The organism is Sulfurimonas sp. RIFOXYD2_FULL_34_21, from assembly GCF_001830805.1.
Lineage (GTDB): Bacteria > Campylobacterota > Campylobacteria > Campylobacterales > Sulfurimonadaceae > Sulfurimonas.
Map to the genome: position 1 here is coordinate 64010 of NZ_MICH01000011.1, position 13383 is coordinate 77392.

Sequence of the window (13383 nt, forward strand, 5' to 3'; positions counted from 1 at the left end):
TATATAATAAATAGGAATTCTGATGAAGATAACAGTACAAAAATCTATCATTGAAAATATCTTGATTCATGTTCAACCTTTTTTGGAAAAAAAAGATACTTCTCAAATTACATCACATGTATTAATCAATGTATCAAACTCTAAATTAACTATAAGAGCAACTGATTATGAAATAGGTCTATTAATTTCTACTGAAAAAGTTAATATTATTAATGAAGGCAATGTAACTGCTAACGGAAAAAAATTACTCGATATTGTTAGAATTTTAAAAGATGCAGAAATTAATTTAGAAGTTAAAAACGATACTTTATACATATCACAGTCGCACTCTAATTTTAAATTACCTACTTTTTCTTACGGTGAATTTCCTTTATTTCCATCATACATAGAAAAATCACGTATTTTAATTGACTCACAATCTTTAATAGAGTCTCTTAAAAAAATAACTCCTTCCATTGATACAAACAATCCAAAATTTGAATTAAACGGTGCTTTAATTGACATAAAAGAAAACAGTATTAATTTTGCCTCTACCGATACGAGAAGATTAGCAGTAGTAAATATAGATAATCAAAACAGCAATCAATTATCAATTATTATCCCAAAAAAAGCAATTATTGAGATTCAAAAACTATTTTTTGATAACATTGAACTCTATTACGATGAAACAAGTTTAATTATTCACTCAAATGAATACACTTTTTTTACAAAACTTATTAACGGAAAATTCCCTGAATATTCTAGAATTATCCCAAAAGAGATATCAAAAACTCTAACATTGCCAAAAGCTAAAATGATAGAATCTATCAAACAGATTACTACAATATCAACAGATGTAAAAATTACTTTTTTAGAAAATTTAATTACCTTCGAGTCATTAAGTGACGATAATATCGAAGCTAAAACAGAAATTAATTATACGACAGGTTTTTCATCTGCATTTGTTATTGCTATAAATAGCAAATATCTTCTTGATTTTTTAAATACTATAAACGGTTTGGAGTTTAATATAGGTTTAAATGAGAGTAATCTTCCATTTGTTTTAAGTGAAGGCAATTTTAAGACTGTCGTTATGCCTATTGTTATCTAAAATAAACCTAGTATCTATCTCTTTAAAATTTGTAAAAAGAGATAGTTTATAAACTACTGAAAAATAGCGCAAAATTCTCATTCATATCCCCATAAAACTTTCTTTTAGAATAAATTAGATAAAATAACCATAATTATGCCAAAAATGGCTATGGAGATGTTAATGGAAAATTACGGTGCTAGTAATATTAAAGTCCTAAAAGGACTAGAGGCTGTTCGTAAACGTCCTGGTATGTATATTGGAGATACCGGTCATAGAGGTTTACATCATTTAGTTTATGAAGTAATTGACAACTCTATTGATGAGGCAATGGCTGGTCATTGTGATACAATAAATGTGACTCTTACAAAAGAGGGTACATGTAGAGTTTCTGATAATGGGCGTGGTATTCCTACAGATATGCATCCAACAGAAGGAATGAGTGCTGCAACTGTTGTTTTAACAGTTTTACATGCCGGCGGTAAATTTGATAAAGATACTTATAAAGTCTCAGGCGGCCTTCATGGTGTTGGTGTTTCTGTTGTAAATGCACTCTCTGCCGATTTAAAAATGACTATTTACAGAAATGGGGAAATTTTTGAGCAAAATTTTAAAGAAGGTATTCCTCAAGAACTTTTAGCAGTTACTGGAAAAACACGTAAAACAGGTACAACAATTGAATTTATTCCAGATCCAAGCATATTTACAGAAACAATAATTTTTGAGTATGAATATTTGGCAAGAAGATTTAAAGAGTTAGCATATTTGAATCCATTTATTACTATTAATTTTAAAGATGAGAGAGCAAACCTCTCACAAACATACCATTTTGAAGGTGGTATAGCTCAATATGTAAATGATTTAAATAAAAAACAAGAAGTTGCTAAAGTTTTTGTTTTTAGTTCAAAAATTGAAGATATAGAGTTTGATATAGCACTTATGTATAATGATACTTATGATGAAAAAGTTTATTCTTTTGTAAATAATATCCGTACTCCAAACGGTGGAACACATGAAGCTGGTTTTAGAGCAGGACTTACTCGTGTTATTTCAAATTATAATGCACAAAACGGTGCGGCAAAAGAGAAAGATGTAAAAATAAGCGGTGAAGATACTAGCGAAGGTCTTATAGCAATCGTTTCAGTTCGTGTTCCTGAACCTCAGTTTGAAGGACAAACAAAAGGTAAACTTGGAAATACTTATGTAAGACCGTTAGTTCAAAAATCTACTTATGAACTTCTTAGCAAATATTTTGAAGAAAATCCTATTGAAGCAAAAGCGATAGTTGCTAAATCTTTGATGGCTGCACGCGGTCGTGAAGCTGCTAAAAAAGCTAGAGAACTTACACGCAGAAAAGACTCTATGAGTGTAGGAACTCTTCCTGGAAAACTTGCAGATTGTCAAAGCAAAGATGCATCAATTTGTGAACTTTATTTAGTCGAAGGTGATTCGGCAGGCGGTTCTGCAAAAATGGGTCGTGATAGAGTTTTTCAAGCGATTTTACCGCTTAAAGGTAAAATTTTAAATGTTGAAAAAGCTAGACTTGATAAGATTTTGAAATCTGAAGAGATAACAAATATGATAACTGCAATGGGTTGTGGTATCGGTGAAGAGTATAATGAAGATAAACTTCGTTACCATAAAATTATTATCATGACTGATGCCGATGTTGATGGTTCTCATATTCAAACTTTATTACTTACATTTTTCTTCCGTCACTTTAAAAGTGTTATAGAAAATGGCTATTTATATTTGGCACAACCGCCGCTGTATCGTTATAAAAAAGGTAAAAAAGAGATTTATTTTAAAGATGATCGTCAAATGAATGATTTTCTTATAGAAAACGGTATTGAATCTTTAAATATTGAAACTATTGGACATAATGATTTAATCTCATATTTTAAAATGGTTGACCACTATAGAGGTTCACTTGAAGCACTAGAGAGAAGATATGCGTTAGTTAGCCTAATTCGCCATTTTATAGAGAATCCTGATTTAATAGGTCTTGATATAAAATCAATGTATGAAAAAGTTGAAGAATTTTTAGTCGGAATGGGAAATAATATTTTAACAAAAAGTATTAATAACGAATCAATTCATATTTTTGTACAGACAAAAGACGGAATGGAAGAGTTACTTATAAATGATGATTTGTTTGGTGCTCCACATTTTGCTGAAGCCAGTTATGTATATAAGAAGATAAAAGAGTGGAATTTAGATTTTGAAGAAGATGTTGTTAAAGTGTTAAATAACATTATAGAGTATGCTAAAAAGGGTGCTTATATTCAGCGTTATAAAGGTCTAGGAGAGATGAATCCTGATCAGCTTTGGGAAACAACAATGACTCCTGAAAATAGAGTTTTACTGCAAGTTACTATTGATGATGCAGAACTTGCAAGTGATACGTTTACTCTGTTTATGGGTGATGAAGTTGAACCTCGCCGTAACTATATAGAAACACATGCTAAAGATGTTAAGCATTTAGATGTATAACACTAAAAAGTTTAGGAGTTATTATGAAATACGGTGAAAAAATTGTTAGTGAGTTTGATGTAGAAAAAGATTTGGAAATTTGGCCTAACGAGCATAAAAGAGATTATCTTATAAAAATGACGCTTCCTGAGTTTTCATGTCTATGTCCAAGAAGCGGATATCCTGATTATGCAACAATATATTTAGAATATACGCCTGATGAGTGGGTTGTAGAGTTAAAAGCTATCAAACTTTATATAAACTCGTTTAGAGATAGACATATTTCTCATGAAAATAGCGCCAATGAGATTTATGGTGTTTTAGAAAGAAAATTAAAACCAAAATATATGAAAATAGTAGCTGATTATAATCCGCGAGGCAACGTTCATACTGTTATAGAGATTGATAGTTCAAAGCTTTAGATAATCTTTTAACCACACAAGAGCCTCTTTGCGGCTTTTAAATTTACCTTGCATTTGAGCTTCATAAGCTACATGTAAGATTTTTGAAAAGAGTACTGAGGGTTCAAAACCGCATTTTAATATATCTTTTCCAATTATAAGCGGCGGGAGTTTTTTATTTAAAATATTTAACTCTTTTGCTTTTTCATAAATATCATTGCCGGCTTTATAAGTTTTAGACTCATTCTTAGCAAAATATATTGAAGAGGACAAAATAAGAAGTTTACTTATTTTTACTTTAGTAGCTAGCTTATAAAGTTCGTAGTCTGTTACACCGTTATTATAAATGTTGTCAATTTCATTATGTAATTCAATTAGTTTTGTTGTTTCATTTAATAATACTTTTTCATTTGTAAATCTAAAAATAAAATTTTCTGCCTGTTTTTCATTGAAATCATAACAAAGCCCTGACAACATCAATATCAAATTTGTTTGTATGTTAGTTGTTAGCTGTTTTGATATCTCATCAATTACAGCTATATTGCCCGTATAAATATCGCTTCCAAGTTCTTTTAAAAGTTTAAATCCCTCTGATGGCTTTTTTGAGTACAAAAGAAGTTTTTTTATCTCTTCAAAGACTCTCTCTTTTGGAAGTTCGTCAAGCATTTTTTTAGAGACCATATCTTTACATGTTAAAAATAAATCATTATCTATTTTAAGTTCAAATCTAGTGCTAAACTGAACAGCTCTTAAGACTCTAAGAGGGTCTTGGGCAAAACTGTTGTTATCTACCGCTCTTAGTACCTTGTGTTTTAAATCATCTATTGCGTTAAACGGGTCTAATATTTTTTTCTCTATTACGTCATATCCGATGGAGTTAATCGTAAAATCTCTTCGTGAAGTTGCAGTTTTAAAATCAAGATTTGTATCTATCTCAATTTCAAATCCTTTATGACCGTTTTTTATCTTATTGTCTCTTCTTGGGAAAGAGAAATCTAAATCATAATCTTCAAAATATAGTTTGCAAACGCCGAAACTTTTTCCGACTATATTTACGCTTCCAAACTCTTTTAGTAAATTTTCTAGTTGCACAAATGAGGATATTCCATAAATTTCTATATCGATATCTTTGGATTGGATACCCAGTAAAAAATCTCTAATAAAACCACCTACAATTATCGGTTTGATATTATGACTTTTTAATTTATCAAATATAACATTTAATTTATGCGGATAATTAATCATATTGACTCTTAAAATATGAGTATATACATTAGAAAATATAAAGTATCCTATAAGTATATCATTACTTTTACCTATTAATTACTTTAATTTAGGTATAATCGCGAAAATTTTTATCTTGGTTTCATTATTTTTTAAGAAACCAAAGAAGGAAGCCTTGTGCAAAAGATTAGAAATATTGCCGTTATCGCTCACGTTGACCACGGTAAAACAACATTAGTTGATGGACTACTAGAGCAGTCCGGAACATACGGTGCTCACGAGCAACATGAAGAACGCGCTATGGATAGTAATGCTTTAGAAAAAGAGCGCGGTATTACGATTCTCTCAAAAAACACGGCAATTCGTTACAAAGATCATAAAATAAATATTATCGACACTCCGGGTCACGCCGATTTTGGTGGCGAAGTTGAGCGTGTTTTAAAGATGGTTGACGGTGTTTTGGTACTTGTTGATGCTTATGAGGGTGTTATGCCTCAAACAAAATTCGTTGTTAAAAAGATGTTGGCGCTTGGTAAAAAACCGATTGTCGTAATCAATAAAATCGATAAACCTTCAGCAGAACCTGAGCGTGTAGTCGATGAGATGTTTGACCTTTTTGCAGCTATGGATGCAACGGAAGATCAACTTGATTTTCCAATCATATATGCTGCAGCGCGTGATGGTATTGCAAAACTTGATATGGCTGATCCTGATGGAAACTTTGAGTGTATTTTTGAGACGATTCTTGACAAAATACCTGAGCCTGAAGGTGATAGAGAAAATCATACACAGGCACAAGTTTTTACGCTTGACTACGATAACTATGTAGGAAAAATAGGAATTAGCCGTATTTTTAACGGTGTTATCAAAAAAGGTGACAATGTTATGCTTGCAAAAGCCGACGGTGAACTGGTAAAAGGACGCATAACAAAACTAATCGGCTTTCACGGTTTAAATCGTATGGAGATAAATGAAGCTGAAGCGGGTGATATCGTAGCATTTGCAGGTTTAGAGACAGTTGACGTAGGCGATACTATCTGTGATCCTAAAAATCCTATGCCACTTGATCCTATGCACATTGAAGAGCCGACACTTACTGTTGTATTTTCAGTAAACGACTCTCCGCTTGCAGGTCAAGAGGGTAAACATGTAACTTCAAATAAGTTAAAAGATAGACTTGAAGCTGAAATGACGACAAACGTTGCTATGAGACTTGAAGTTGTCGGCGAAGGTAAGTTCAAAGTTTCAGGTCGTGGTGAGCTTCAAATTACGATTTTGGCTGAAAATATGCGTCGTGAAAATTTTGAATTTGGTGTATCTCGTCCCGAAGTAATCGTAAAAGAGATAGAGGGTGTAAAATGTGAACCGTTTGAGCACCTTGTTATCGATGTTCCGGAAGAGTTGAGCGGTACGGTAATTGAGCGTTTGGGTAAAAGAAAAGCTGAGATGAAATCAATGGTTCCGATGGGACAAGGTTTTCAAAGAATCGAGTTTGAAATTCCTGCACGTGCTCTTATCGGTTTCCGTGGACAGTTTCTAACAGACACTAAAGGCGAAGGTATCATGAATCACTCTTTCTTAGAGTTCCGTCCATATAGCGGAAGTGTTGAGTCAAGAAGTTATGGCGCACTTATCTCTATGGAAAACGGCGAAACATTGGCATATTCACTATTCAATATCCAAGACCGCGGTGTATTATTTATTGGACCTCAAACTAAAGTGTATGAGGGTATGATTGTCGGTGAACACTCACGCTCAAACGACTTAGTAGTTAACCCGATTAAAGGTAAAGCTCAATCAAATGTACGTTCAAGCGGAGCTGATGAAGCTATCAAACTTATTCCACCTCGTGACATGTCGTTAGAGCGTGCATTAGAGTGGATTGAAGATGATGAACTTTTGGAAATTACACCTCAAAGTATTCGTATTCGTAAAAAATTCTTAACTGAATCAGAGAGAAAAAGACACACACGTAAATAAAGTTTAAAATGGCGAGAGAGAGTTTAAAATCTCTCGCCATTAAACTTTAATCAGAACCTTTTTGTATATCCGTGACAATACGGAGTAGAACCTTTTTTCTCGTAATAGTTTTGATGACTCTCATCAGCTTCATAAAATTCAGACTTATCCAATATCTTAGTTACCACTTTGTAGCCGTTGGCTTCAAGTTTTTTTATCAGTCTGATTATCGTATTTTTCTCATCTTCGTTATTAACAAAAGCTGCCGAGAGGTATTGCTCCCCAATATCTGGACCTTGACCGTTAGTTTGTGTAGGATCATGTATCTCAAAAAATGCTTTAGCAATCTCTTCGTAGGAGATTATATTTTTGTCATAAACAACTTTAACGGCTTCAAGATGTCCGGTATTTTTTTTAACTACGTCATAATATGTAGGATTTTTTACATGTCCTCCCATAAAGCCTGATATTACCTCTTTAACACCGTTAAGTTTTTCAAGATAGTACTCTACTCCCCAAAAACAGCCGCCTGCAAAATAAGCATATGATAACTCACTATTTTTTGCATCTTGCTTTTTGTCAAGGTTTAGTGAGATTGAGTTTACGCAGTATCTTGTATCTTTGGACGTAAATCCTTCCCCCTCAAAAACATGACCTAAATGTGCACCGCAGTTGGCACAAACAATCTCTATCCTTTTTCCGTCCGCATCAGGAACTCTTTTTACCGCTCCTTTTATAGCATCATCAAAACTAGGCCATCCACAGTGTGAATCAAATTTATCTTTTGATTCATAAAGCGCTGCTCCGCAGAGCTTACATGTATATACGCCCTCTGATTTTTCATTTGTATATTTACCGCTAAAAGGTCTCTCAGTACCTTTATTTATTATTACATGTCTCTCTTCATCGCTAAGTTTTTCTATTTTACCGCTCCACGGCTTCAAGACAATTGCATTCATGGTTGTTATAATAAGTATGAAAAGTAGAAATAATTTCATACCATCCTCCTTTATATTCTATTTTATACTATTATAAGTAAGATTACTACACTAAAATATAGAATATATTTATTAAAAATATTTATAAGATAAATTTAAAGCTATGACAATATTTGGACTCTTTTATAAAATAAAAACCTTCATAAAGATATAATCATAAACTTAATTTTTAGGAAGATGAGATGAATAGAAAAAAAATATATAATCCTGAATCAAACGAAAGTGTAAATGAAAGACGAATATTTGGTGGCAATCCCACAGGAATATTTGAGTTAAATGATATAAAGTATCAATGGGCATATAATCTTTGGGAGATGATGTTAAACAACACATGGTTTCCAAAAGAGGTTGATATGACGCGTGACGTAAGCGACTATAAGAACATTACCGAAATGGAAAAAGAGGCTTACGATAAAGCACTTTCACAGCTGATTTTTATGGATTCGCTTCAAACGAACAATATTATGGATAATATAAATCCTTATGTCACTTCTCCTGAAATAAATCTTATTTTGGTTCGTCAAGCTTATGAGGAGGCACTTCACTCACAAAGTTACGCTGTTATGGTTGACAGTATTTCAGCTAACAGTGATGAGATTTATGACCTTTGGCGCAAAGACATGATGCTAAAAACAAAAAATGATGCAATAGCAGGTGTTTATGATGAACTTTCTAATAATCCAACAGAACACAACTTTGTAAAAGCTTGTTTCGCTAACCAGATTTTAGAGGGTATATATTTTTATAGTGGTTTTGCTTACATTTATACACTTGCAAGAAGCGGAAAAATGTTAGGTTCCGCACAAATGATTAGATTTATTCAAAGAGATGAAGTAACTCACTTGGTTCTTTTTCAAAACCTTATAAACTCCCTTAGAAAAGAGAGACCAGACCTTTTTACGGAACAATTGAAAAACGAAGTTATCGCAATGTTTAAACAGGCTGTAAAACTTGAATCTAATTGGGGAAAATACATAACGCAAGGACAAATTTTAGGTTTAACTGACGCTATTTTAGAGCAATACATCCAGTACCTTGCAGACGATAGACTCTCTAGTGTAGGATTTCCTAAACTCTATAACGTAACAAATCCTATAAAATGGGTTGATGATTTTTCAAAGTTTAATGATCAAAAAACAAACTTTTTTGAAGGAACGGTTGCAAACTACTCAAAAGGAAGTCTCAGTTTTGATGATGATTTTTAGAAATCTCATCTTTAAGAGCTTTAAATAAAATATTATGCGTATAGCGGCTAAAGAGATACTCTTTAGCGTTAAAAAGAGTTTCAAACATAATTTTCCAGAGTGTGGAAAAATTCTCATCGCTGCGAACACTGCAAAGCTGTTTTTGTATATTATGTTCAAGCTCTGCAAGTATTTTCGCATGATGAACATATGTTCTTATAAGAGTATATTCGATGCCTACTTCTTTAAAATCCTCTATAAGTCTTATTATAGAAGCCTCTTTATCGGTAAAATCGTCACTGTTTATCGGCACTAAAATACCGTCTATTAAAAGCTGTTGTAAAAGTTTTATATCAATATCATAATGTTCTATAAACTCTTTTTTAGTGTAGTGTTTTGCACCTGAAGGTATAGCACTTAATGTTTGCATTAAGGGTGCTAGCATTGAGAATGAGCTTGATAGAGATTGATTTTTATTTTCAAGAGCATGTTTTATCTCTTCATTAGAACTTCCCATCTCCTGCTTCATGTATTTAATATATTTTATAAGCTCAATATGTTCGTTACTGTATCTATGAACATTTGATTTTAGCTTTTTTGCTTCGGGCAACAAACCCTCTCTTATGTAGTATAAAATGGTAGATTTGGGAACATCAGTCTGCGCAACAAGTTCAGATATTTTATATTCCATGTATAATCCTATTAATATTAATATAAGAATTATACTCTATAATTTTAAACGTTAAGCTCTACTTAACGTTTTATAAATTTTAATCAAAATAAGATAAGGGAAAAAATGGCACATATTAAACTACCTGAATTTGAGGATATGACACCGGCTATTCAAGATAGAGCGCGTCCTATTTTAGAAAAAACTGGAAAATTGGGTGAGATATTTAAACTTTTGGCGCTTGATGAAAAGATATACTTTGCGACTGATGGGATGATTCAAAAATATCTTCTTGATGAGACGGAACTCTCTTATGATATCAAAGAGTCAATTGCTCTTCTTATATCCGTAGAAAATGGATGCAAAATGTGTGTTGATGTGCATAAAAGCATTGCTAAAATGTTGGGACTTTCAGATGAGCGTATAGCGCAGGTTTTAAACGGTGTCGATGCGATTGACACTACAGATAAAGAAAAAGCACTTCTAAACTTCTGTATAAAAGCTTCTAAAAAAGATAGTTACAAGATTTTAAAAGAAGAGATTGATGCTCTTAAAGATTTAGGTTATACGGATTTACAGATTTTAGAAGCTGTTGCAATTACGGGTTATTTTAATTATATCAATACTCTTTCAAATGTTTTTGCTCTAGGGGAGTAAATCCTAATGAAGTATCTGTTTTTAATTTTATCTCTATTTATAACGATTTTAGACGCTAAAGAGTACAAAGCCGTATTTGATTGCAGCTCAAAGAACATGCAGTATGTGGCAAGCCGAATGATGTTGGTTGAGAGAACTATGGATATGATAGAAAAAAATTCAGATACTATAAAATTTGCAATTACTATACACGGAGGGTGTGCGCCGATAGTTTCAAAAAATTATGATGAGTTAGTAAAAGATGAAGATTTAGAACATGTAAAACGCTCTCAAAATCAACTTGCTAAATTAGCAAATAAGGGTGTGGATATAGTTGTTTGTGCTATGAGTCTAAATGCAAGCACAATTCCAAATGAGGATGTTGTCTCATTCGTTACAATCTCCAAAAATAGTTTCATAGAGACAATAGGCTATCAAAATATGGGTTATGCCCTAATGACATTTGAATAAGGAAAACAATGGTAAAAGAGATAGTAACATACCCTACGACACCGAGTTTGGAGTTTGGAGCAAATGTTAGATTTTTCAATGATGAGCTTTTTAATACGATACAGGACTTAAAAGATACAATTGAGGCTAATGATTTAAATGCATTGGCGGCATTTCAGATAGGTTCTCCGCTCTCTGTCGTAGTAGTTAAGCATAACGGCGAGTTTTTGGAGTTTATAAATCCTAGGATTTTAAAAAGAGAAGGAAAGGTCACCCCGATAGAAAAAACTGCATATTTTCCGGGAATGAGTGCAAAAACGACAAGATACGAAAAAGTTACTCTTATGTATGAAGACAGAGATGCAAATCAGAAGTTTTTAGATGCAGACGGCGAGCTCTCAATAACGATTCAAAGAAAACTAGATTACGTTTTTGGTTCAAACTTAAGAGTAAGACTTGACGAGGATGAGAAAAAACTTTTTGATTCAAAACTTGAGTTTGGAACTGATGCCATAACTATGAATGACTGTCCCACGGTATTTAAAAGAGATGTTATACTTAAAGCATTTAAATATCTTTTTATTTTTGGATTGATAGGTCTGTTTTTGAGTTTTTTTGTAGGCGAAGAGACCTTGAGCGTTTTAGCTACGGCAGAAAATTATATTTTGATTTCAATGGCGGCGCTTACCGTTACCTATTTCTTTTATGCACAGTATGAGGGCAGACAGTATAAACACTGCACATCTTGTCAGATAGGCAATATAATAGGAACTACTTTTATTTTATTGTTGAAATTAGCTCTTTTATTTTTGGCTAAATTTTTTATAATTTAGAGTTAGCACTACATGTAGCGATGCCAAATAAGATATAATGATGGACTAATTTCTTAGCGGAGAATATTATTACTCAAAATATATCTAAGGGTGGCTACAAACTTTGCTCACTACTTTTTGACACCACTGGCGACTATAACGATAACCTTCAAACACTTTTGGATTTGGTAGCTAAAACATCTCAAAAATCCCTTATAGTTGCTCCTGAAGTTTGTTTAACCGGTTTTGACTATGAGAACTATGACAAAGCGGTACAATTTTCACATGTAGCTGATATTGAGCTAAAAAAAGCCTCTTTGGGAAAAATAATCATACTCACTATGCTTGAGAAAAACGGTAATGAAGTTTTTAATTTTGCCAAAATTTTTTATAACGGCGAAATAGTTTTTAAAAGAGCAAAGGCGAAATTGTTTCGTTTCGGAAACGAACATAAGTACATGTCTGAGGGTAGCGGCGAAGATGTTAAAATTGTAGAAGTGGACGGAATTAAAATAGGTATTTTAATCTGTTTTGAACTCCGTTTTAAAGAGTTTTGGCAAAAACTTGAGGGGTGTGATGTTATAGCCGTTCCTTCTTGGTGGGGAGTTTTAAGAACAGAGCATTTTAGGGTCATAACACAAACGTTAGCTATTATAAATCAATGCTACGTAGTGGCAAGCGATTCGCAAAATGATGAGTGTACAAAGATGAGCGGTATTATAAGACCTCACGGCGAAGACGAGAGAAACGGCGATAGAACTCTATTGGAGATACCATACAACAAAAAAGAGATTATAACAATGAGACGATATATGGATGTGGGCATTGGATAGAATTACAGCAATAAAAACAGCAAAACTAGCTGATGAGTGCCATAAAATATTTCCTCTAAGCGAGAGTATTAGAAATGCGATAGCCAAAACAAACAGAGAAGAGTTTGTGCCATCGGGATTTAGACAAAGTGCATATAAGCTTGATGCTCTTCCGATGAGTTCTGCGCAGTGGATAAGCTCTCCGCTGACGGTTGCAAAAATGACGCACTATCTTGAGCCAAAAAGTACGGATAAAGTTTTAGAAATAGGTTGCGGAAGCGGTTATCAGGCAGCTGTTTTATCGCATCTGTTTCGCGGAGTTTTTACCATAGAGAGAATAGAATCTTTAATGCTAGAGGCAAAATCAAGATTTAGAAAACTCGGAATTAACAACATTCACACAAGAGTAGAAGATGGACAAAACGGCTGGGTTCAATATGCTCCTTATGACAGAATTCTTTTTTCGGCAACGGCAAAAGAGATACCGGCAAAACTTTTTGAACAACTCTCAGATGGCGGGATATTGGTAGCACCTATGCAAGTAGGTTTCAAACAGATTATAACGCGTTTTAAAAAAACAGGAAAATCGATTCAAAAAGAGGAGCTTGAATATTGTGATTTTGTTCCTATCTTAAACGGTGTTCAAAAGTAAACCTGATGAAACTGATATTTTTAATACATGTAGAGATAGTAGAA

At 33.1% G+C, this 13383-nt stretch carries 13 protein-coding genes; 10 read left to right on the forward strand and 3 right to left on the reverse strand.

The genetic code is table 11. The features are described 5' to 3' along the window. Nucleotides 1–22 precede the first annotated feature (22 nt). From dnaN to queF, 3 genes are all read left to right on the forward strand, one after another. Nucleotides 23–1090: a DNA polymerase III subunit beta gene (dnaN, locus tag A2530_RS07900; RefSeq protein ID WP_294883388.1), complete on the forward strand. Its 1068-nt coding sequence runs from the start codon at nt 23–25 to the stop codon at nt 1088–1090. A gap of 162 nt (nt 1091–1252) precedes the next feature. Continuing rightward, nucleotides 1253–3562 (forward strand): DNA topoisomerase (ATP-hydrolyzing) subunit B, encoded by a 2310-nt coding sequence (gene gyrB, locus A2530_RS07905; protein WP_294883387.1) that lies wholly within the window; start codon nt 1253–1255, stop codon nt 3560–3562. 23 nt (nt 3563–3585) lie between these two features. Beyond that, on the forward strand, nt 3586–3963 hold the full coding sequence (gene queF / locus A2530_RS07910; protein ID WP_294883385.1) for a preQ(1) synthase: 378 nt from the start codon (nt 3586–3588) through the stop codon (nt 3961–3963). Here the strand turns inward: queF and A2530_RS07915 are convergent. Continuing rightward, the gene (locus A2530_RS07915; RefSeq protein ID WP_294883384.1) at nt 3952–5187 is read right to left on the reverse strand and encodes a CCA tRNA nucleotidyltransferase; all 1236 of its coding nucleotides are present in this window, start codon (nt 5185–5187) and stop codon (nt 3952–3954) included. The two genes, queF and A2530_RS07915, sit on opposite strands and share 12 nt — an antisense overlap. A 156-nt stretch (nt 5188–5343) precedes the next feature. On the opposite strand from A2530_RS07915, the gene typA reads away from it, so the two are divergent. Further along, on the forward strand, nt 5344–7146 hold the full coding sequence (gene typA, locus A2530_RS07920; RefSeq protein ID WP_294883382.1) for a translational GTPase TypA: 1803 nt from the start codon (nt 5344–5346) through the stop codon (nt 7144–7146). Between the two features lie 50 nt (nt 7147–7196). On the opposite strand, the gene A2530_RS07925 is transcribed toward typA, so the two are convergent. Next, nucleotides 7197–8048: a bifunctional methionine sulfoxide reductase B/A protein gene (locus tag A2530_RS07925; protein WP_294883485.1), complete on the reverse strand. Its 852-nt coding sequence runs from the start codon at nt 8046–8048 to the stop codon at nt 7197–7199. Between the two features lie 257 nt (nt 8049–8305). Here A2530_RS07925 and A2530_RS07930 point away from each other — a divergent pair, with 257 nt between their 5' ends. Beyond that, nucleotides 8306–9328, forward strand: a complete 1023-nt coding sequence (locus A2530_RS07930; RefSeq protein ID WP_294883380.1) for a ribonucleotide-diphosphate reductase subunit beta — start codon at nt 8306–8308, stop codon at nt 9326–9328. On the opposite strand, the gene A2530_RS07935 is transcribed toward A2530_RS07930, so the two are convergent. Further along, complete coding sequence (locus A2530_RS07935) at nt 9306–9998, reverse strand: MerR family transcriptional regulator (protein ID WP_294883379.1); 693 nt, start codon at nt 9996–9998, stop codon at nt 9306–9308. The genes A2530_RS07930 and A2530_RS07935 overlap by 23 nt on opposite strands. 105 nt (nt 9999–10103) lie before the next feature. Here A2530_RS07935 and A2530_RS07940 point away from each other — a divergent pair, with 105 nt between their 5' ends. The 5 genes from A2530_RS07940 (at nt 10104) to A2530_RS07960 (ending at nt 13339) form a co-directional block, all read left to right on the forward strand. Then, complete coding sequence (locus A2530_RS07940) at nt 10104–10634, forward strand: carboxymuconolactone decarboxylase family protein (RefSeq protein WP_294883377.1); 531 nt, start codon at nt 10104–10106, stop codon at nt 10632–10634. 6 nt (nt 10635–10640) lie between these two features. Beyond that, nucleotides 10641–11084, forward strand: coding sequence for a DsrE family protein (locus tag A2530_RS07945; protein ID WP_294883376.1), 444 nt, complete (start codon nt 10641–10643; stop codon nt 11082–11084). An 8-nt stretch (nt 11085–11092) separates the two neighbouring features. After that, nucleotides 11093–11896, forward strand: coding sequence for a peptide deformylase (locus tag A2530_RS07950; protein WP_294883375.1), 804 nt, complete (start codon nt 11093–11095; stop codon nt 11894–11896). 80 nt (nt 11897–11976) lie between these two features. After that, nucleotides 11977–12708, forward strand: a complete 732-nt coding sequence (locus A2530_RS07955; protein WP_294891503.1) for a carbon-nitrogen hydrolase family protein — start codon at nt 11977–11979, stop codon at nt 12706–12708. Continuing rightward, nucleotides 12692–13339, forward strand: coding sequence for a protein-L-isoaspartate(D-aspartate) O-methyltransferase (locus A2530_RS07960; RefSeq protein ID WP_294883374.1), 648 nt, complete (start codon nt 12692–12694; stop codon nt 13337–13339). Before A2530_RS07955 ends, A2530_RS07960 begins: the two co-directional genes overlap by 17 nt. Nucleotides 13340–13383: the final 44 nt, after the last annotated feature.

What these genes read in the sequence shown, in the direction of transcription:
- dnaN (WP_294883388.1), top strand. Translation starts at nt 23, where the DNA reads ATGAAGATAACAGTACAAAAATCTATCATTGAAAATATCTTGATTCAT.
- gyrB (WP_294883387.1), top strand. Translation starts at nt 1,253, where the DNA reads ATGGAAAATTACGGTGCTAGTAATATTAAAGTCCTAAAAGGACTAGAG.
- queF (WP_294883385.1), top strand. Translation starts at nt 3,586, where the DNA reads ATGAAATACGGTGAAAAAATTGTTAGTGAGTTTGATGTAGAAAAAGAT.
- A2530_RS07915 (WP_294883384.1), bottom strand. Translation starts at nt 5,187, where the DNA reads ATGATTAATTATCCGCATAAATTAAATGTTATATTTGATAAATTAAAA.
- A2530_RS07930 (WP_294883380.1), top strand. Translation starts at nt 8,306, where the DNA reads ATGAATAGAAAAAAAATATATAATCCTGAATCAAACGAAAGTGTAAAT.
- A2530_RS07935 (WP_294883379.1), bottom strand. Translation starts at nt 9,998, where the DNA reads ATGGAATATAAAATATCTGAACTTGTTGCGCAGACTGATGTTCCCAAA.
- A2530_RS07940 (WP_294883377.1), top strand. Translation starts at nt 10,104, where the DNA reads ATGGCACATATTAAACTACCTGAATTTGAGGATATGACACCGGCTATT.
- A2530_RS07945 (WP_294883376.1), top strand. Translation starts at nt 10,641, where the DNA reads ATGAAGTATCTGTTTTTAATTTTATCTCTATTTATAACGATTTTAGAC.
- A2530_RS07950 (WP_294883375.1), top strand. Translation starts at nt 11,093, where the DNA reads ATGGTAAAAGAGATAGTAACATACCCTACGACACCGAGTTTGGAGTTT.
- A2530_RS07960 (WP_294883374.1), top strand. Translation starts at nt 12,692, where the DNA reads ATGTGGGCATTGGATAGAATTACAGCAATAAAAACAGCAAAACTAGCT.